Origin of the sequence: Sphingorhabdus sp. (genome assembly GCF_046154385.1) — a bacterium.
GTDB lineage: Bacteria > Pseudomonadota > Alphaproteobacteria > Sphingomonadales > Sphingomonadaceae > Sphingorhabdus_B.
In genome coordinates this window covers 1-20,004 of the sequence record NZ_JBJXFW010000036.1, presented here as the reverse complement: position 1 = coordinate 20,004, position 20,004 = coordinate 1, and the positions used below count along the sequence as shown (strand labels likewise).

Genomic DNA, 20,004 nt, shown 5'->3' with positions numbered 1-20,004 from the left:
GACAGGCGTTTTCGCGTAAAGAGCCCGCATGACCAGCATATCCCCCGATTTACTACCCGAAGGATTTCGCGACCGACTGCCTTTACAGGCAGAGGTCGCGGTTCGGGTGGCAAGGGCGATGCTCGACGTCATGACGTCGAACGGTTATGCACGGGTTAGCCCCGCCATTGCCGAATTCGAAGCCAGCCTGTCGGCCCGCAGCGGTGGCGCAACACGCAACAGCCTGTTGCGCTTCACTGACCCGGTTTCGGGCCATACGCTGGCTTTGCGCGGGGATATCACCGTGCAAGTCGGCCGCATTGCGACAACCCGGTTGGCCGATGCACCGCGCCCGCTGCGCCTGTGCTATCACGGCCAAATCCTGCGCCTGCGTGCGCGCCAATTGCGCCCCGAACGGGAAATCACCCAATTGGGCGCCGAACTGATCGGCAATGACAGCGTCGCTGCCGCGTCGGAAATTGTGACCGTCGCAATCGAGGCGCTGGAGGCTGCGGGGGTCAAGGATATCACCGTCGATTTCACCTTGCCCGATCTGGTCGAAACGCTGGCCGCCAAGGCATTGCCGCTTTCGCCCGACAAAATCGACGCGGTGCGGTCCGAATTGGACATGAAAGATGCAGGCGGATTAAGCGCGCTGGGGGCGGATGCCTATTTGCCTCTGCTCGCGGCAACCGGACCTTTTGCAGAGGCAGTGCAGAAACTGCGCGCAATCGACGCTGGCGGTGCGCTGGCGTCACGGATTGGCGCGCTGGAAGCTATTGCAGAATCGCTCGGCGACCGCGCCACCATCACCCTCGACCCTACCGAGCGGCATGGCTTTGAATATCAAAGCTGGTTCGGCTTCACGCTCTTTGCCAAGGGCTATACCGCTGCACTCGGACGCGGCGGCACTTATGCCATCTCCCGCACCGACCGCGACGCCGAAGTCGCCACCGGCTTTTCGCTCTATCCTGACCCGTTGATCGACTTTGTAACGGAAAAAGAAGAAAACCGCCGCCTGTTCCTGCCGTTGGGAACGCTGGCGTCCAAAGCAGCTCAAATGCGGAACGAAGGCTGGATTACAGTCGCGGCGCTCGATGAGGCGGACGATGCAGAGGCCTTGGACTGTGCTTTTATGCTGAAGAGCGGCCGGGCAGAACCGGTCTAGCGTCGAACCCACCTCCGCTGAATAAGTGAGCGTAACTGGGTTGTCCTTTCTCTGTCCGTCACCCTGAACTTGTTTCACCTCCGGTGACTTCGTTGCAGGGTCCATTTTTCAGTCCATTCCTGCCCTATCGTGTCAAGCCACACAGTGATGCACGGTTGTACGTACTTTGGCGCAAGGGGTGTCGCTTCACGATGGACCCTGAAACAAGTTCAGGGTGACGGGGAGTGGGTTCGGGTGACGGGGAGTGGGTTCGGGTGAAGGGGCAGTGGGTTTTGGGTCATGGGGGTTTCGGAAAGAAAAGAGAGAAACGTCACCCTATCGCCCAAAAACCTCCCGCAACCACGCATCCACGACCGGCGTCGCGGGATAGTCGGCTTCCCCCAGCTTGCGGTTGATCTCCATATGTCCGCGCATGCCCTTACCTTCGAACGCCTGAAGTTTCACGGCTGTGCCGTTTTTCCGCAGGGCATCGGCGAGGGCGGTGGATTGGCGGGCACCGTCCTTGCGGTCGACGTGTAGGATCAGGAAGGCGGGCGCGTTGGGGGATGGGGCGTGCCAATAGGGCGACAGCGCCCTTTGCCGCGCGGGGTCGAGGCCGAAAGCTTGTTGATAGGTTTTCGCCATAAATGCCACGCCGTCCCGCATTTGCGCGGGAACATCATAGGCCGCGCCATCCAGCGGGATGACACCTTTCAAGGCAGACGGACGCAGGCCGACATTTTGCAGATATACAGGGTCAGTGCCGACCAATGCCGACAGATGCGCGCCTGCGCTGTGGCCCATCAGGACGATCCTGTCGGGGTCGATGCCCAGCCGCCGCGCGTTGTTCCGCAAATAGGCGATAGCTGCGGCGACGTCGCTCGCCTGTTGTTCGACCGTTGCGTCAGGGACCAGGCGGTAATTGATGCTGGCAAAGGCATAGCCTTGCGCGCGATAATGCGGGGCCTTGCTTTGGCCGGTGGCGTTATTTTTGTCGCCGCGTTTCCATCCGCCGCCGTGGACGAAAATCACCAAGGGAGCCTTGTCCTTCGTGCCACGCCAGAAATCGAGTTTTTGCAAGTCATGGCTGCCATAAGCCATTTCTTTGACGCCTGCTGCGGCGCGCAAGGCAATTGCATTGCCCTCGTCCCGCTGTCCACGTTGGGCCACTGCACAGGTGCCAACCATGGTCAGTGCCACGCCACCTAAAATCCATTTACGCATCTTTTGCCTCCTTTGACGCTTTAGGGTGGACGTTTTGCGTCCATAGTCATAACGGGACGCACGGCGAATCCCTTCGCAGAAAAATCCTTCTGCGCAGAAAAAGGCCCTTCAGTCAGGGAATTTTGAATGGCGAACGTAACCGTGATCGGCGCCCAATGGGGCGACGAGGGTAAAGGCAAGATTGTTGATTGGCTGGCCGAGCGGGCCGATGCCGTGGTCCGTTTCCAGGGCGGCCATAATGCCGGACACACATTGGTGGTCGGCGAAAATGTCTATAAATTGTCGCTTCTGCCGTCGGGCATAGTCACCGGCACATTGTCGATCATCGGTAATGGCGTGGTGCTTGACCCATGGGCGTTGCGCGACGAAATGGCGAAGCTGCGCGGGCAGGGCGTGTCCATTACGACAGAAAATTTCGCGCTGGCGGATAACTGCGCCCTCATCCTGCCAATCCACCGCGACCTCGACGGTTTGCGTGAGGCAGCGGCGGGTTCAGGCAAAATCGGCACGACCGGACGCGGCATTGGCCCGGCTTATGAAGACAAGGTCGGCCGCCGCGCCATCCGCGTATGCGATTTGGCGCATCTCGATGCTCTGGATTCGCAGCTTGACCGTCTGTGCGCACACCATGATGCGCTGCGTGCCGGTTTCGGCGAGCCGCCTGTGGACCGGGCGCGGCTGATTGCGGACCTCAAGGAAATTGCGCCCTTCGTTCTCGAATATGCGCAGCCGGTATGGAAGCGATTGAACAAGGTGCGCAAGGCGGGTGCACGCATCCTGTTCGAAGGCGCGCAGGGCGTCCTGCTCGACGTTGATCACGGCACATATCCCTTTGTCACAAGCTCCAACACCGTGTCGGGCACTGCTGCGTCAGGGTCAGGTCTGGGACCAAGCGCTGCCGGGTTCGTGCTGGGCATTGTAAAGGCTTATACAACCCGGGTGGGATCGGGTCCTTTCCCGACCGAGTTGGAAGACGAAACCGGCCAGCGTCTGGGCGAGCGCGGCCATGAATTTGGCACCGTCACCGGACGCAAGCGCCGCTGTGGCTGGTTTGATGCCGTCATCGTGCGGCAAAGCTGCGCCGTTTCGGGCGTGACCGGAATCGCGCTGACCAAGCTGGACGTGCTCGACGGCCTTGAAACCATCAAGATTTGCACCGGCTATCGCCTCAACGGCAAAGTATATGACTATCTGCCTGCCCATGCGGCGGATCAGGCTTCGGTCGAGCCGATCTATGAAGAGATGCCCGGCTGGCAGGAAACCACCGCAGGCGCGCGCAGCTGGGCCGACCTTCCGGCGCAGGCGATCAAATATATCAGCCGCGTGCAAGAGTTGATCGAAACACCGGTGGCACTGGTCAGCACCTCGCCCGAACGCGAAGACACGATTTTGGTGCGCGATCCTTTTGCGGATTAAGGGGCGATCAACGCCAGAAGCAAAAGTGTCCTGTGCCCGCGTTTAGCAACCGGAGTGTTTTTGATCGTCACCCTGAACTTGTTTCAGGGTCCATTTGTCAGCCCACTCCGTCCAGTCAGTGACACGCCACGCAGTGACGCACAGCTTGGTTTTTAAACATGCCAACGGGGCAGCTGCACGATGGACCCTGAAACAAGTTCAGGGTGACGGCGGGGTGTGAGTTCAGGGTGACGAAGGGGCAGGAGAGCCTGGGGTGCAGTCTAACGTAGGGGTAGGTCACTCGACTTACTTCGAACTAACCGCTCTTCAACTCCGCCTTCAGGCGCAGGCTTGCGCGCCAGAAGAAGAAGGCGGGGATGATGCCCAGCCATGCTGCGCCGAACAGGACCCAGCGGACGCTGTCCTGGCCGGCCACGGGAATCAGCGCGTCGGACAGCATGCCGAACAGCAACGGGCCCATGCCCAGACCGATCAGATTCTGGCCGAACACGACCATAGATGCGGCCATGGCGCGGGCTTCGGGGCGGACGAGGCCTTGCACACAGGCATAAGCAGGTCCGTAATAGGCGGAGTTGAGGATGGTCGGCACGATCAGCAACGCAACCGCAATGCGCCAGTCGTCCACCCAATAGCCGGCGAACAGGATGGGCGCGGCAATCGCCATGCCGACGGCCGGGAAGGTCAGCAGATGGCGCTTGTTATCCTTGCCGAATTTGTCCGCCATTTTCCCGCCGAGCAGGGTGCCGATAACCCCGGCAATACCCAAGGCAACCGCCATAGCGAGACCGGCCTGGGTCGTCGAAAGCCCGTGGCTGCGGATGAAAAAGCTGATCGTCCACAGACCCTTGCCGTAGCTTAGAAAGGCGGTGAAAGACGCCGCGATGAAGATGTAGAGATAGGCGCGCGAGGAGAAGACTTCGCGAAACGCCTCGCCGACGCGCAGCTCGACTTTCTTTGGCCCGTTCTGCGCCGCGTCGCGGACAGGGCCATCAGTGCGGCGGGGCTCACGGATGATCATCGGCAGGATGAGCGCCAGCAACAATCCCGGTGCGCCCACCAGAAAGAGCGCGGCGCGCCAGCCATAAAGATCGTTGACGATGCCGCCGATGATCAGCCCAAACAGGCTGCCTAAGGGAACGCCAAGGCCGAAAAAGGCGATGGCTGAGGACCGCTTTTCGGGCGGGACGCTATCGGTGATGAGCGAATGGGCCGCAGGTGTGCATCCCGCTTCGCCGACGCCGACGCCGATACGGGCCAGCAGGAGCTGAACGAAATTCTGCGCAACGCCGCATAGGGCAGTCATGGCAGACCAGAGGGCAAGCGACACCGATATCAGCGCAACGCGGTTGGTGGAGGCGCGGTCGGCATAGCGGGCGATGGGGATGCCGAGCACAGCATAGAAAACCGCAAAGGCTGGGCCCGCCAGCAAGCCCAGAGCAGTGTCGCTCAATGCGAGGTCTCGCTTGATCGGCTCGGCCAAAATGTTGATGATCTGGCGGTCCAGAAAGTTCAGTGTGTAGACAATCAGCAGCATCCATAGCATCAAACGCGGAGTCGTTGCCACTTTGCCGCGCATCGATGCCGCTTGGTCCATTAAACTCTCCTTGTCTCTCATGACGGTTATCGGGCAATTTTTGCCTTTGTCAAAGCGTGCGCGCCAAAATTGTTGCTGCGCCACCCGATTTCGCGGTACGATCCGCTTCGAACCGTTCTGTATTCACGCTGGGGCGGAAATAGCTTGTTGCTCGATCTGGTGTCGGGGCGCATGGGCGAGGAACATGACAACACGCGAAACTACGGCCCTGCTGCCGCTTGACGATATTGGGCTCGATCTCACTTTGGGTGACCGTGCCATGGTGACCGCTTATGGTGCGATCCAATGGCCATGGCTGTTGCGCAGCCTTCATGGCGGGCGCAAGGCGGACAAGGCGGCGTTGCTGGAATATCTGGACTTGCCGGCCGATGCCTTGCCCAATTTGGGAAGCTGGAAAGCCGATACGCATTTCCTGTGGTACATCACGCACGCCATCGAAGAAATGCGTCCGGCGCAGGTCGTGGAACTGGGCTGCGGCGCGTCGACATTCATCATCGCCCGCGCGCTCCAGAAGTTCGGCGGGGGATCGTTGGTCAGCTATGATCAGCATGGCGAATTTGCCTCGATCACGCAGCAATGGGTGCGCGAGAACGGTTTGATGGCAGAAATACGGCATGCGCCCTTGGGGCCATCGCCTGCGGGTTGGCCCGGACATTGGTATCAGCTGAGCGATGTGCCCACCGATATAGATTTGCTGATCGTCGACGGCCCGCCTTGGGCCATCCATCCCTATGTGCGCGGTGCGGCGGCGAGCCTGTTTGCGCGCATCCGGCCCGGCGGCCGGGTGCTGCTTGACGATGCGGCCCGCCCCGGCGAGCGCGTGGTTGCAAGGCGCTGGCGGCGTGAACATCATATGATGCGCTTCACGCTCGATAGCAAGGGCGCAAAAGGCACCCTGATCGGACACAAGCTTCCCGCCTAAACTCAGCTTTTGGTGCTGCGCGTATCGCTGACCATATCTTCGGCGAGGTCCAGCCCGCGCTTGCCTGCAGCTGCGGTGTGGGCAGGGGCGTGCGGGGGTTCGACAAATTCCGGCTCTTCGACCTCCAGCATGCCTTCCCATTTTGTGATGACCGAGGTTGCAACGGCGTTGCCGACGACATTGGTCGCGGTGCGGCCCATGTCGAGGAACTGGTCAATGGCGAGGATCAGGGCGACGCCCTCGACCGGTAGCCCGAACATCGCCAGCGTGCCGGTAATCACGACCAGCGAAGCACGCGGAACCGCCGCCACGCCCTTGGACGAGATCATCAGCGTCAACAAAATCAGGATCTGCGTCATGATCGGAAGGTCAATGCCATAGGCCTGCGCGATGAAGATCGTCGCGAAGCTCATATACATCATCGAGCCGTCAAGGTTGAAGCTATAGCCCAAAGGCAGCATGAAGCCCGAGATGCGGCGCGGCACGCCAAAGCGGTCGAGTTGTTCAAACAGCTTGGGCAGCGCGGCTTCGGACGATGCGGTGGAAAAGGCGATCAGCAGCGGTTCGCGGATATAACGGATCAGTGTCCAGATCCGGTTGCGCAGGAATATCCAGCCGATGGAAAGCAACAGCACCCACAGGATGATAAGCGACATATAGAATTCGGCGAGCAGCGTGGCATAACTTAACAGAATAGCGAGCCCGCTGGTGGCCACGACCTTTGCCAACGCGCCAAATACGGCGACCGGTGCATAGCGCATGACATAATGGGTGATTTGCAGCATCATTTCGGCAAGGGCATCGGCCGCGCGGACCAGCGGTGCACCCTTTTCGCCGAGCGCCGACAGAGCGACACCGGCAAACAGCGAAAAGACCAATATCTGCAGAATGTTGTTAGCCGCCATTGCTTCAAAAACATTTTTGGGAAACACCGACAATATGAATTCAAAAACATCCAGTTTTTTGACTTCGCCTACCGATGCGGCAGCTTCGGCGGCCGCACCCAAGGGCACGCCAACTCCCGGTTGGAAGATGTTGACCATCAAAAGCCCTAAGCCAATGGAAATAAAGCTGGCGATAATGAACCACGTAATTGCGCGAAACCCGATCCGGCCTAGCGCGCTGCTGTCGCCCATATGCGCGATGCCCACGACAATCGTCGACAGGATCAGCGGTGCGACCAGAAGTTTGATGAGATTCAGGAAAATATCCGACAGCAATTTGAACGTTTTCGTCAAATTTTCAAAAGTGCTGCTATCAGGCGCCACGCCGATATGGACCGCATATCCAACGATGATCCCGGCGATCATCCCGATCAATATCCATAATGTCAGACGCTTATCCATAGACTTCCCTCCGGCCCCTTTGGCTGGGCTGACGCTACACAGGCAGAATGCTCATCGCAACCAGTTACGGTCGTAACTTGTATCGCCATCCGAACGAAGGCATAAGCATTGAAATAAAATTACAATAGATTGCGTCGTATCAATATGGGCGAATCCCGATTGTTAAGGGTTTAGGAGAAACTTTCATGGCTGCTGCCAAAATGTCAAAACCAACTTCAAACATTGAAAACAGCTTGTTGAAAGCAATGGCCACCGCCTTCGCCGACAGCGCGTTGCCGGGGGAAAATGAAGGGTTTGACACAAAGGCATGCGAAGAGGCGGCGCGTTTTACGCTTCTGCTGTCGCTTGACCGGAAAATCGGCACAGCGGTGGTTGCGCTTGATAGCTTTACCGACCCCCAAGGCCGCATGGCAATGCGCATAGCCATGAACAATGATGACATGCCGTTTCTTGTTGATTCGATTTCAGCCGCAGTCGCCTCCAAAGGCATCGGCGTCAGACGCCTGATCCATCCGGTATTAAGCACCACCCGAGACGAATCCGGGGTGTTGAAATCCGTCAGCCGCAAACGCGATGCATCGATTACCCGCGAATCCTTCATCTATTTGGAAACCGACCGGGTTGATGCAAAAGAGCGGCGTGCGTTGGAGGATGATCTGCGGGCGGTTCTGCGCGATGTGCGCGGCGCGGTGACCGATTGGCGCAAGATGCTCGGTGCGATGTCCGAGGACGCCGATAGCTTGCCTGATGGTGAGGGCGCGGCGCTGGTTCGCTGGTTCCTCGAAAACAACATGACTGTGCTCGGCCATGAAACATTGTCGCGTGATGGCAAAAGCTCCAAACGCCTTGGCCTGTCGCGTGTCAGCAACGCTCCGCTTCTGTCGGAACTGAGTGTCGGGCTCGCGATCAAATGGTTCGAAGAAGGCGGCCGTGCTCCGCTCATCCTCAAGGCCAATCGCGTCTCGAGCGTTCACCGCCATGTCCAGCTTGACCTTGTGGTCGTGCCGGTGCGCGACGGCAGTGCTATCACCGGCCTGTCCGTTTCAGCCGGACTTTGGACCAGCGCGGCATTGGCGACAGCGCCGGATCGCATTCCGGTATTGCGGACCCATTTGGCGACCTTGATGGAACGGTTCGGATTCGATCCATCGGGTCATGCCGGTAAAGCGATGACGCACGTTTTAACGTCGTTACCGCATGATTTGCTGGTATCGCTTAAGCTTGCAGAGCTTGAGCGGGTTACATTGACCGCCATGTCCTTGACCGACCGCCCAAGGCCCAAATTATTGGCGATACGGTCTCCTTTGGGGCGTCATCTATATATTTTCGTCTGGTTGCCACGCGACGATGTTTCCACAGGGATGCGCAAGCAGATCGAAAATATGCTTGTCGCAGCGACGGGCGGTGCAATGCTCGGTTGGACCATAGGCCTTGAAGATGGCGGTATTGCGCTGTTGCGCTATACCCTTGATCTGCCGGACCGGAACCAAAAGGTTGATGAAACACAACTCGACGACCGGTTGGAATTGATGGTGCGTGGTTGGGAACCAGCGGTCGAGGCCGCACTATCGGTGATGACCGACGAAAAGCGGGCCGCTGCCATGATTGTCCGTTACGGCGCGCAATTTCCGGCCAACTATCGCACCCGCTATTCTTCGGAAGAGGCGGCGCGCGATATGCTTGGACTTTTGCAAATGGAGCGCGACCATAGCAAGATTACCCGATTATCGACCGACGGTGAAATGCTCCGCCTTAAAGTATTCAGCGAAGGTGGCGCGATGCCTCTGAGTGACATGGTTCCCGCACTTGAGAATTTCGGTTTCGACGTGTTGGAAGAATCGCCAACGGCTTTGAATGACGGCAATTATATTCATGATTTCAAACTGGGATTGCGCGGCGGCGACGTTGCCAGCGTGATGGAGCGTGCTCAGGTTCTGGAAAGTGCACTCAGTCAAGTGTTGGACGGTGATGCCGAAAATGATGTATTCAATCAACTTGTTACGGTGGCGGCGCTGCAGCCGCAGTCTGTCATCCTGTTGCGTGCCTGGTATCGCTATCTCCGTCAAACGGGGGTGACCTATGGCATGCCTACGGCTGTCGCTGCGTTAGCCAAAAATGCCGCCGTGACGCGTGCCATAATATCCTTGTTCAATGTCATGCATGACCCCGCGGCAAAGGGCGACCGTGAAAAAGAGTCCGCAAAATATATCAAGGTAATAGATACAGGTCTTGCAGCTGTTTCTGCGATTGATGAAGATCGCATTTTGCGCCGTTATCTGGGCGTTGTTCGGGCAACGCTGCGGACTAATGCATTTGCGCCTGCTGCGGCCGACGCGCTCGCGTTCAAACTGGATAGCGCAAAAGTTCCCGGGCTTCCCGCGCCTTTACCCTGGCGGGAAGTTTTCGTGTATTCGCCCCGCGTCGAAGGTATTCATTTGCGCGCCGGTCCGGTGGCGCGTGGGGGCTTGCGCTGGTCGGACAGGCGCGACGATTTCCGCACCGAAGTTCTTGGTCTTATGAAGGCACAGCGCGTCAAAAATGCGGTAATTGTTCCAACAGGTGCCAAAGGCGGGTTCTACCCCAAACGCCTTCCCGATATGCGGGTGGACCGCGACGCATGGTTTGCCGAAGGGACTGAAAGCTATCGTTTGTTCATCCGCACATTGTTGTCGATAACCGATAATATCATCAACGACAAAGTGGTGCACCCCGAAGCTGTCGTGATCCATGACGGCGAAGATCCTTATTTCGTAGTCGCCGCAGATAAGGGAACGGCGACCTTTTCGGACACGGCCAACGCTATCGCGCTTGAACATAATTTCTGGCTTGGCGATGCATTTGCCAGCGGCGGATCGGTCGGCTACGACCATAAGGCGATGGGCATCACGGCCAAGGGCGGCTGGCTTTCGGTGCAGCGTCACCTTGCCGAAATGGGCATCAATGTTCAAAAAGAGCCCGTTACAGTTGCAGGTGTCGGCGACATGTCGGGCGACGTTTTTGGCAATGGAATGCTGTTGTCTAAAACCTTGAAAGTGGTAGCGGCATTTGACCACCGCCACATCTTTTTCGACCCTAGCCCCGATCCTGCCATCAGTTGGAAAGAACGGCAGCGATTGTTCAACCTGCCGCGATCCAGCTGGCTGGACTATGACTCCAAATTGATTTCCAAAGGCGGCGGTGTTTTTGCGCGCAGCGAGAAGAGCATAAAAACAACTCCTGAGATCAGGGCATTACTGGGTATAGATGCCAAAGAGCTTGAACCTTCCGATTTGATGACCGCGATATTGAAAGCGCCGGTCCAGCTTCTGTGGTTTGGCGGCATAGGAACATATATCAAGGATAAGAGCGAGGGTCATCTCGATGTGGGTGACCCTGGCAATGATGCAATCCGCGTCAACGGTTCTGATATACGTGCGAACGTCATTGGAGAAGGTGCGAACTTGGGCGTAACGCAGGCCGGAAGGATCGGCTTTGCGCTGCGTGGCGGGCGGATCAACACCGACTTTATCGACAACAGTGCCGGCGTGGATTGTTCCGATAATGAAGTGAATATCAAAATTGCCCTGAATGCCGAAATGCGTGCGGGTAAGTTGAAGGAGCCGGTGCGGAACAAGTTGCTCGTGGACATGACCGATGCCGTCGCCCATTTGGTATTGGAGGACAATCGTCTTCAAACTCTTGCGCTTTCAATCGCGGAAACTGGCGGACCTGGAGACTTGCCGGCTTATGTTCGGTTGATTGAAACTTTTGAAAATAACGGAAGACTTGATCGCGCGGTCGAGGGTATTGCCGCCAATGAAGAACTTTTCCGTCGGGCCAGCGAAGGCAAAGGGTTGACCAGACCCGAACTGGCTGTGTTGCTTTCAACCGCAAAGCTCGCCGCGCAAGACGGCGTCGAATATGCACCGTTGGCCACCGATGTATCCATGGAAGGAGAGCTTCTCGCCGCGTTTCCCGAGGCGATGGTCAAAAAGCACAAATCGGCAATCCTGGCGCACCGTTTGCGTAAGGAAATTATTGCGACCAAGCTCGCCAATCGCATGATAAACCGTTTGGGTCTGTTGCATCCATTTGAACTGGCCGAAGAAGAAGGTTGCGATATCGGCGATGTTGCAGCGGCTTTTGCAATAGCGGAGCGAATTTATGACTTGCCGTCCTTGTGGCAGGCCATCGATAGCGCCGAAATGCCAGAGGCAACCCGGCTATTGCTATTCAATCAAACCGCAGTCGAAGTGCGCGCCCAAATGGCCGATATCATCCGGAACTCCGCCGAAGGTCGAAACATTGGGGCGACAACCAATGCCTATGCACCTGTGGTGCAGAAATTGTCCGTATCGCTCGATAATCTGTTGCCTGCAGATGTCAGGCATCAGACAGAAAGCTTTGGCGCGCGACTTGTCGAAAATGGCGCGCCACGTAAGATTGCCGACCGGCTAGTCAAAATGGCCCAGCTCGACGGGGCAATTGGACTGGCGGCCCTGTCAACAACACAAAAGGCAGAGGTTACCACGCTGACTCAAGCATTTACCGCACTGGGCGACGCGCTGGGCATCGGCTGGGCACAGGGCACAGCGATGCAAATGGATCCGCATGACCCGTGGGAGCGTCTGCTGGTTGCCGGGCTGGCGCGTGATTTCCAGGCAATGCGCCTGGATTTCCTCCGCCGCCGCGCCGCGAAGAAGCCGCTCGCCGACACACAAAACTGGGTCGCAGACAATGAAGATCGTGTCCGGTCCTTTAAAGCGATGGTCGACCGTGCGCGGATGGCCGGTATGCCCACCCCCGCCATGCTGGCACAAATTGCCGGGCAGGCGCGGGTGCTGCTGGGGCGTTAAGCGGTTAGGATTTGGATGCCATCAGTCCGGCGACACTACCCTTTGTCGACGGATTGGAGGCGTTCTGCTTCTTCGGCTTTTCGGCCTTTGGCTTGCGGGCTTCGCGGTTCGTTTTCTTTTGGCTCTTCGCCATATCGTCTCTCCTGTGGTTAGGCGGCTAGCGCCGGCTTGGGGGTAAGAGGGCTGCTGTTCGCAATTGGCCGGTACTGGCTGGCGGCTGGCGTCAGCAGATGCGCCTCCAGCAAGGTGAAGATTTCCGAATCTTCGTCGGCATCAAATTTGCGGGCAAAGAAATCGGGGCTGAGGCTCAAGCGCATGGCATCGGCTTTGACAAAGGTGCGCGGGCGCAGCTTGATGTCGCCGTCGGGGATCCAGTCGATCGTGCGCAAATCGTCATTGATCACTTCGCCATGCTTTCCGCTGTTCATGATCAGGGTTTGGAAAAAGCCTTCGTCGGCAATCAGCGAGCGGCGGTAAAAGGTGCGGAACGGCTTCACCCGGGCGTCGGTGCAAGCGAATTCGCAAAAGGCGCGGGTGACGACTTTCCACTGGGTGCCGATAAAGGGTGTGACATCCGCCATGGGGCGGCGTTTGACGCCCGTGCGAAAGATGCGGCCCAAAGCCTCAATAAAATAATGGCTGATCCGGTTGACGGTGTCGGGCCGGACCAGATGCTGGTTTACGGCACGGATATATTGTTTGCCGCGGTTCAACCGGAGAAAGCCACGGATATATTCCTGCGACTTCAGCGGGAAATCCTGTCCGCTCAAATTGATATAATGGGTCCAGCTTTTGCTCATCTTCAGCAGCATCGCCATGCCGCGCAGCTCTGCATCGACCAGGCTGTATCCACCCCATAGCATGGGGCGCGGTTCCAATATGGCAGTGCCCTGATAGGGTTTCAGAAAGGCGGTGATGTCGGCCTGTATTTCGGGGCCGGAGGTGCGGTCGATGTGGATGAGATACTGGTTGCCGGGAACATAGATGGCGCGGAACATGCGTTTGAACTGTTCGGGAAAGCGATGGACGAGAATGAAATAGGCGATCAAAAGGCGCACTCCATGTGCGCGCGCCGGACCTGCAGGGACGACGCGCGGCGGGTATCACCCGTCTCGGGACGCCAAGCGAAAGAAAGTTCGACCGGAAAGAGACACTGGCCAGCACGGGCGGGGCGGCTGTCAGTCCCACCTATATAGGGATGAAAGCGCCCTTATATAAGGCCCCACCGCCGATTATTCGGCGGCTTCGGTCTCCATTGCCCGTTTGTAGATGCTGTTCAGCGGATATTTGAACAGCTTCATCAATATGGGTTCGAAAAATTCGAGCGGCAGGGTGTCATATTCGGGGTCGAAAGCCGGGCAATCATATTTGTCGATAAACTCTTCGGTATCGGCAAACCATTCATGCCCCCGGAACTGTTCGCGCATGTCGCGGTCAAGGCCGAGATGGTGGAAGAAATTATGCCCCTGGAAGATGCCATGATGCTGGACAATCCAGAGGAGCTTTTCGGACACAAAGGGTTTCAGGATCGCCGCCGCGATATCGGGATGGTTTGCCGCGCCCAGCGTGTCGCCGATATCGTGCAGCAAGGCCATCACCACATAATCCTCGTCCCGCCCGTCGCGATAGGCGCGGGTCGCGGTCTGCAGCGAATGAGTCAACCGGTCTACCGCAAAGCCGCCAAAGTCGCCGTCGAGCAGCTTCAAATGGTCCAGGATCCGCTTTCCGCCATTTTGCGCGAACGGAATATTGTGCCGCATGATGATCTGCCAATCTTCCTGCGTGCTCAGCGACATGTCGTGAAAACTGGCGCGATCGTCGTGATTGTCCATGTGACTCTTCCTCTCGTCCGCCATGCTATCATGGCTTTTGTGTGAAACAAGGGCTTCATGCGCGCGCAAAATGCGGCTAGACCCAAAAAATGGCGGTTCTAGAGCTTACTGATAAACCCTTTTTCGCGGACAAGAACCGGGCTTTCTGGAACCTGCATTCCGCCGGTTGGGCAGGGGCCGTTATCTTGCGCGCCGCATCCGGCATTGCGCAAGGGCAGCCTGTCAGCTTCCTTGTCCCCATCCTGATCTCCGCCGTTACCGGCTATTCCATCACGCTTGTTTTGTCGGTGGTCTACCGTTTCCTGATCGATCAACGGCCGTTCATCACGTGGAGCGTGACGTTCCTCGCCATGTCGGTCGCAACGATTGGCTATGCGTATATCGACGTGTGGGTGCTGCAGACGATACGCGACGGCGTTGATGAAACGCCCTTTGCGCAGCTTTGGCTGGCGGCGATCTATATCAACTCGGTGCTTTTGGCGGCTTGGTCGGCGCTCTATTACGCGATCAACTATTTCGTCCGCGCCGAAGAGCAGGCGGACCAGATGATGCGGCTGGAGGCGCAGGCCACAAGCGCGCAGCTGACCATGCTGCGCTATCAGCTCAACCCGCATTTCCTGTTCAACACGCTGAACAGTATTTCCACGCTGGTCCTGCTGAAACAGACCGAGCAGGCGAACGCGATGCTGTCGCGCCTGTCGTCCTTCCTGCGCTTCACCTTGATTAACGAGGCCGCGGCTAAGGTGCCGTTGACGCAGGAAATCGAGACGCTGAAGCTCTATCTCGATATCGAGAAAATGCGTTTTGAAGAGCGGTTGCGGACATTTTTCGAGATCGATCCGGCGGTTGAAAATGCGCTGGTGCCGTCGCTGTTGCTCCAGCCGCTGGTGGAAAATGCTATAAAATATGCGGTCACGCCGAAAGAAGAAGGGGCCGATATATCCGTAATAGCGCAACTCGTCGGCCAACGCCTTCGGGTTACCGTATCGGACACCGGTCCGGGGTTGCAGCCCGGGCAACAAGACCACAGCCTGTCCACAGGGGTCGGCATGGCGAACACGCGCGAGCGGCTTTCGCAGGCCTATGGAGAGGACCAGCGTTTCGAATTTTACGTGAAAGCGAGTGGCGGATTTGAAGTTTTGTTGGAACTGCCTTATCAAACACGGAACATACCGGTCGAAGAAAATCAAGCGGGGGCAAAAACGCAAGGAATGATAACCGCATGAGCATTCGTACAATATTGGTCGACGACGAGAAATTGGCCATTCAAGGCATGGAATTGAGGCTTCAGGATTTCGAGGATATCGAAATTGTCGCCACGTGCCACAACGGGCGCGAGGCCATTCGCAAGATTAAAACATTGAAACCCGATCTCGTGTTTCTCGATATCCAGATGCCGGGCTTTGACGGCTTTTCGGTGGTGCAAGGGGTGATGGATATCGACCCGCCGCTTTTTGTATTTGTTACGGCTTATTCCGAGCACGCGATAAAGGCGTTTGAAGCGCAGGCGATTGATTATCTTATGAAGCCGGTTGAACCGGACCGTCTGGCCGATACTATGGAACGCGTCCGCACGCGGCTTGCGACAAAACGCACGACGGACGAACTCGAACGGCTTCGCAACGTCATCAACGAAGTGGCGCCCAATGCTGCCGATAATCTGCCATCGATGGAAGATGACCTGACGTCGACACGCTTTGAAAAGCTGATCAATGTAAAGGATCGCGGGCAGATTTTCCGCGTCGATGTGGAAAGCATCGAACGGATTGATGCGGCGGGTGATTATATGTGCATTTACACCGCCGACAACTCGCTGATCCTGCGCGAAACGATGAAAGATCTGGAAAAGCGGCTCGACCCCCGCACATTCCAGCGGGTGCACCGCAGCACCATCGTCAATCTGGATCAGGTGCGTCAGGTCAAACCGCACACCAACGGCGAATGCTTCCTCGTGCTCGAATCAGGCGCGCAGGTGAAGGTAAGCCGGTCCTACCGCGACGTGGTTGCGCGTTTCGTTCACTGAACCAAGGAGAATTGGGATGACCGAAACCGACGCCGCACCCCGGATGAAAGCCAGCGACTTTCATCCCTATATCCTCGAAATCTTTGACGGCTATGTGCATGGCAAGCTGACCAAGCGCGAATTTATCACAGAAGCGGGTAAATTTGCCGCTGCCGGCGTCACCGGATTGATGATCCTGAACCAACTTGCGCCGGACTATGCGCTGGCGCAGCAGGTGAAGGCGGATGACCCGTCGATCGTCACGAAAAAGGTAATCATCCCCAGCCCCGAAGGCCATGGCACCATCAACGGCCTGCTCGCGCGCCCGGCAAATGCCAAGGGCAAGCTGCCTGCGGTTCTGGTGATTCACGAAAATCGGGGGCTGAACCCCTATATCGAAGATGTGGCACGCCGTTTGGCCAAGGCCGGTTTTTTGGCATTGGCACCGGACGGGCTGACATCGGCGGGCGGATATCCCGGCAATGACGACATGGGCCGCGAATTTCAGGCAAAGCTTGATCCGGCCATGTTGTTGGAAGATTTCTTCGCCAGCTTCGAATATTTGCGCGACCATAGTGACAGCACCGGAAAAGTCGGCGCGGTCGGTTTTTGCTATGGCGGCGGCGTGTGCAATGCGCTTGCCGTGGCCTATCCCGACCTTGGCGCATCGGTCCCTTATTATGGCCGTCAACCAAGGGCAGAGGAGGTCGCCGCGATCAAAGCGCCGCTGTTGATCCATTATGCCGAAGCGGATGAACGTATCAATGCAGGCTGGCTCCCCTATCAGGCCGCGCTGATTTCGGGCCAGAAACGTTATGAAGTGCACTTCTATCCAGACACCCAGCACGGTTTCCACAACGACAGCACGCCGCGATATGACAAGGCGGCGGCCGAGTTGAGCTGGTCGCGGACCCTGACTTTTTTCAAAGCGAATTTGGCGGGTTGAGAGGGACGGTTTCTTTTTTCGTCAGAAGGAAGAAGGAAACAAGGAAGAAGGTTTTAGAAGATTATCACTGCCCCTTTCCGGGGAGGGGATTATGTCTCGAAATCTGAAATCTTCTCTGAGAGCGGATTGTCGGCAAACGACAACATTGCGGACATTCAACGGTTAGTTTGTTCGTAACTGATCCGAACGCCTGAAACCTGCTCGTCTTGTTCAAAGATGCGCGAGTTCTGCGCGTAACGCACCACCAGATGATCGCTCGTAACCCATTCTATTTCCGCCCATGGGCCGCCCCAATCCCCAGTAGTTGCGGTTCCATGGTCCGCGTCAGCTACGAAAGCGTTCCCACTTCCGGACAGGCTGTAGCCGTCCCCCAATACCGAAATTTGAGTGGAAAAATCAGTCGTTGCCCCGCAGTCGCGCTGAAAAATTACGGCGGTGTGAAGGCCGTCCGGTGCTTTAGAGATTTTGACGGGTGTAGTGTTACATTCATCCGAGCATCCTGCCAAAAACAGCAGCCCCACTAAAGTCGTTATGCTTTTTTTCATGTCTAACGGTAACCGTCGGTCCTATAACTTGTCAACGTCAGCTTCCCACAACAAATGCGCCGAACCGGACTGTCGGCAAACGACAACATTGCGGACATTGAAGCCGCATGGAATAAGCGCCTAAAGAAGGCCGTGAAACATAACACTGTGGAGAAACCGAAGTGGTGACTAAGACGTGGTGGGCAACTCTGCCGCTCTGGCTGAAACTGGTTTATCTCTTCGTTTCAATACCGGCGTGGTTAGTAATAATGGTTACAATATTGACGGGCCAGAATAAAGGCCCTGTTGCCATTGGAGCGTTTATTGTTTTTGCAATTACCGCGCTGCTTCATGCGATATGGGGACGCGGAACCGAAACTAACACTGAAAACGGTGTTGATATTCACAGCGAAAGCTGAAAATCCGTTAGGTTAGCCGTGGGTTTGCAAAAGACATAGGCCAAGGTTTTAACAAGGGACTATGCCGGCTTCCCACAACTTTCCAGCCATACAGACAACAATTTCAAGACCTCGTTTCCTGCCGTTTGTTCATCATATGAACGAATGTCGGCTATCGAGCAATTTGCAACAAAAGCGGACTTTCAGGATACGACAACATTGCGGACATTGGAAACATCTGTCACATTATCAATGTGAGCATGCTGTCATTACGCCTTCGCAAGGTTGCGGTTACCTCGCTCAAGTCCTTCGGCGTCCTCGTCGCTTTAGTTGCTATCATTTACATCGTTTATCTTTTTGCCACTATGCAGGCGCATAGCACGCGAAATGGTCCACTGCCGAAGGGCAACGAAAGCGCCGTTTTATCTGAGGCACACCAACTGCTGGCAGGTGTTCCCGAAATTCGCGATTTGTCTAATGACTCCCTCCGTTTCGCTGCAATGCCTTCGTTTGGCAAAAGGTGGTTCGCTGTGGCGTTGTCGAATAATGGCAAGAAGGTCGAAGGCTCAGCAATTATTTGGGATCAAGAGACCAAAACTAAATCGACCTCGCAATTTTCCATTCCTCTACCTGTCTATTTGCGGATGACTGGTGCCTTTGACAATCAGGTTGACGGTTATTGGGGAGAAGCGCGCGGGTGGACTGACGGAACATCTCTCGCTTTCGAAAGGAAAAGAGGCGGTCGTATTGTGTCTGGGATGGGTAATTCGCCATGTCATTATGCCGTAATAACTAATGCACTCGCCCGAGACCTCTCTGGCTATGTGCCAAACATTGCCGAGTTGATTGAACCGGCGGCAGAATCATACGCCCAAAGCCAAAATTGTAACGCCTTCTGAGGCAGCGGTCCGTCAGTTCCCCATAAAAAAGCTGCCAAAGCAGACTGTCAGCAAACGACAACATTGCGGACATTAACAATCACGCTATTCTTCGGCAACGAAGCAATTGTGACCTAGTAGAAAGCGGAGACCCCATGGACAATCTCGTTCAAGCATTCTTCGAAATCACTATCACTAACGTCAAGCGGCAATATGGGCTGCTTGCGGCCTGGATATGCGCAATTGCAATGGTATCTATCACCATCGGATTGCTTTACGTCTTCGTAACTTGGTGGCTATGACTGGCTCCTGGCAATGTTTTCCCAAAGCAGACATGCCGGACACGACAACAAAGTGGATGTTCGCCTAGTGTGACATTACGTTTGTCTATCCGGCGCGTGAAACCTTAAGACTTTTTCCCAACAACATGCATCTCGTTTCCAACTTTCTTCAAGTCTGTCTCCCCCGTCGCGATAAGTGCATCAAATATACATCCGAAGGTAACCAGCTCTTTATCGCCTTCGCTTGGGTAAATGGTCAGCTTGCCATCATCTAAGGTCATCATCGATATTGGGGCATCACACTTGCGAAGAATTTCGTCCACCTGAAGTTGTGAGATGTTACCAGCGGCCGCCGTTATTTTGGGACTGGTGCATCCGAAACAGAGCGATATACATCCGAGTACTGCAAATATTTTAAATGGCATTGCACGCCTCACTTGTGTTGCTGCTACTGATCAGCAGTAATTGGAACCACCAACAAAAACGTAATCCGGTCATAGCTTTACTCACACTATAGATAACTGAAATTACGCTCGGCATCAAAACCTTGTCGATGTCCGCTCCCCACAACTTTCCAGCCATACAGACAACAATTTCAAGACCTCGTTACCTGCCGTTTGTTCATCATATGAACGAATGTCGGCTATCGAGCAATTTGCAACAAAAGCGGACTAACTGGA

General features: G+C 56.2%; 17 protein-coding genes. 9 read left to right on the top strand and 8 right to left on the bottom strand.

What is annotated here, in order from left to right:
* Positions 1-28: 28 nt before the first annotated feature.
* Complete coding sequence (locus ACKVOS_RS06440) at positions 29-1,147, top strand: ATP phosphoribosyltransferase regulatory subunit (protein ID WP_409211192.1); 1,119 nt, start codon at positions 29-31, stop codon at positions 1,145-1,147.
* A gap of 315 nt (positions 1,148-1,462) precedes the next feature.
* On the opposite strand, the gene ACKVOS_RS06435 is transcribed toward ACKVOS_RS06440, so the two are convergent.
* A complete protein-coding gene (locus ACKVOS_RS06435) occupies positions 1,463-2,314 on the bottom strand; it encodes an alpha/beta hydrolase (protein WP_409211225.1) in 852 nt (283 codons plus the stop codon).
* A gap of 162 nt (positions 2,315-2,476) precedes the next feature.
* Between ACKVOS_RS06435 and ACKVOS_RS06430 the strand changes: the two genes are divergently transcribed.
* On the top strand, positions 2,477-3,766 hold the full coding sequence (locus ACKVOS_RS06430; protein ID WP_409211191.1) for an adenylosuccinate synthase: 1,290 nt from the start codon (positions 2,477-2,479) through the stop codon (positions 3,764-3,766).
* A 295-nt stretch (positions 3,767-4,061) separates the two neighbouring features.
* On the opposite strand, the gene ACKVOS_RS06425 is transcribed toward ACKVOS_RS06430, so the two are convergent.
* Positions 4,062-5,360 carry a spinster family MFS transporter gene (locus tag ACKVOS_RS06425; RefSeq protein WP_409211190.1) on the bottom strand — a complete coding sequence of 433 codons (1,299 nt, stop codon included), beginning with the start codon at positions 5,358-5,360 and terminating at the stop codon, positions 4,062-4,064.
* A gap of 184 nt (positions 5,361-5,544) precedes the next feature.
* Here ACKVOS_RS06425 and ACKVOS_RS06420 point away from each other — a divergent pair, with 184 nt between their 5' ends.
* Complete coding sequence (locus ACKVOS_RS06420) at positions 5,545-6,282, top strand: class I SAM-dependent methyltransferase (protein WP_409211189.1); 738 nt, start codon at positions 5,545-5,547, stop codon at positions 6,280-6,282.
* Between the two features lie 2 nt (positions 6,283-6,284).
* Here the strand turns inward: ACKVOS_RS06420 and ACKVOS_RS06415 are convergent, their stop codons facing one another.
* A complete protein-coding gene (locus ACKVOS_RS06415) occupies positions 6,285-7,628 on the bottom strand; it encodes a dicarboxylate/amino acid:cation symporter (protein ID WP_409211188.1) in 1,344 nt (447 codons plus the stop codon).
* 185 nt (positions 7,629-7,813) lie between these two features.
* Here ACKVOS_RS06415 and ACKVOS_RS06410 point away from each other — a divergent pair, with 185 nt between their 5' ends.
* On the top strand, positions 7,814-12,463 hold the full coding sequence (locus tag ACKVOS_RS06410; RefSeq protein WP_409211187.1) for an NAD-glutamate dehydrogenase: 4,650 nt from the start codon (positions 7,814-7,816) through the stop codon (positions 12,461-12,463).
* A 4-nt stretch (positions 12,464-12,467) separates the two neighbouring features.
* Here the strand turns inward: ACKVOS_RS06410 and ACKVOS_RS06405 are convergent, their stop codons facing one another.
* The 3 genes from ACKVOS_RS06405 to ACKVOS_RS06395 form a co-directional block, all read right to left on the bottom strand.
* Positions 12,468-12,596, bottom strand: a complete 129-nt coding sequence (locus ACKVOS_RS06405) for a hypothetical protein (protein ID WP_281347000.1) — start codon at positions 12,594-12,596, stop codon at positions 12,468-12,470.
* Positions 12,597-12,612: 16 nt separating this feature from the next.
* A complete protein-coding gene (locus tag ACKVOS_RS06400; protein WP_409211186.1) occupies positions 12,613-13,512 on the bottom strand; it encodes a beta-1,6-N-acetylglucosaminyltransferase in 900 nt (299 codons plus the stop codon).
* Between the two features lie 183 nt (positions 13,513-13,695).
* On the bottom strand, positions 13,696-14,295 hold the full coding sequence (locus ACKVOS_RS06395; protein WP_409211185.1) for an HD domain-containing protein: 600 nt from the start codon (positions 14,293-14,295) through the stop codon (positions 13,696-13,698).
* A gap of 89 nt (positions 14,296-14,384) precedes the next feature.
* Between ACKVOS_RS06395 and ACKVOS_RS06390 the strand changes: the two genes are divergently transcribed.
* From ACKVOS_RS06390 to yghX, 3 genes are read left to right on the top strand one after another with little or no spacing between them, the layout of a single operon-like run.
* Complete coding sequence (locus ACKVOS_RS06390; RefSeq protein ID WP_409211184.1) at positions 14,385-15,521, top strand: sensor histidine kinase; 1,137 nt, start codon at positions 14,385-14,387, stop codon at positions 15,519-15,521.
* Entirely contained in the window at positions 15,518-16,318 is an 801-nt protein-coding gene (locus ACKVOS_RS06385) for a LytR/AlgR family response regulator transcription factor (RefSeq protein ID WP_409211183.1), read from the top strand. Before ACKVOS_RS06390 ends, ACKVOS_RS06385 begins: the two co-directional genes overlap by 4 nt.
* 16 nt (positions 16,319-16,334) lie before the next feature.
* Entirely contained in the window at positions 16,335-17,243 is a 909-nt protein-coding gene (gene yghX, locus ACKVOS_RS06380; protein WP_409211182.1) for a YghX family hydrolase, read from the top strand.
* Between the two features lie 155 nt (positions 17,244-17,398).
* Here yghX and ACKVOS_RS06375 read toward each other — a convergent pair whose 3' ends face one another.
* Positions 17,399-17,788, bottom strand: coding sequence for a membrane lipoprotein lipid attachment site-containing protein (locus ACKVOS_RS06375; RefSeq protein ID WP_409211181.1), 390 nt, complete (start codon positions 17,786-17,788; stop codon positions 17,399-17,401).
* Between the two features lie 161 nt (positions 17,789-17,949).
* Between ACKVOS_RS06375 and ACKVOS_RS06370 the strand changes: the two genes are divergently transcribed.
* Together ACKVOS_RS06370 and ACKVOS_RS06365 are read left to right on the top strand one after the other, a co-directional pair.
* Positions 17,950-18,186 carry a hypothetical protein gene (locus tag ACKVOS_RS06370; protein ID WP_409211180.1) on the top strand — a complete coding sequence of 79 codons (237 nt, stop codon included), beginning with the start codon at positions 17,950-17,952 and terminating at the stop codon, positions 18,184-18,186.
* A 233-nt stretch (positions 18,187-18,419) separates the two neighbouring features.
* On the top strand, positions 18,420-19,064 hold the full coding sequence (locus ACKVOS_RS06365; protein WP_409211179.1) for a hypothetical protein: 645 nt from the start codon (positions 18,420-18,422) through the stop codon (positions 19,062-19,064).
* Positions 19,065-19,449: 385 nt separating this feature from the next.
* On the opposite strand, the gene ACKVOS_RS06360 is transcribed toward ACKVOS_RS06365, so the two are convergent.
* Positions 19,450-19,608: a hypothetical protein gene (locus tag ACKVOS_RS06360; protein ID WP_409211178.1), complete on the bottom strand. Its 159-nt coding sequence runs from the start codon at positions 19,606-19,608 to the stop codon at positions 19,450-19,452.
* Positions 19,609-20,004: the final 396 nt, after the last annotated feature.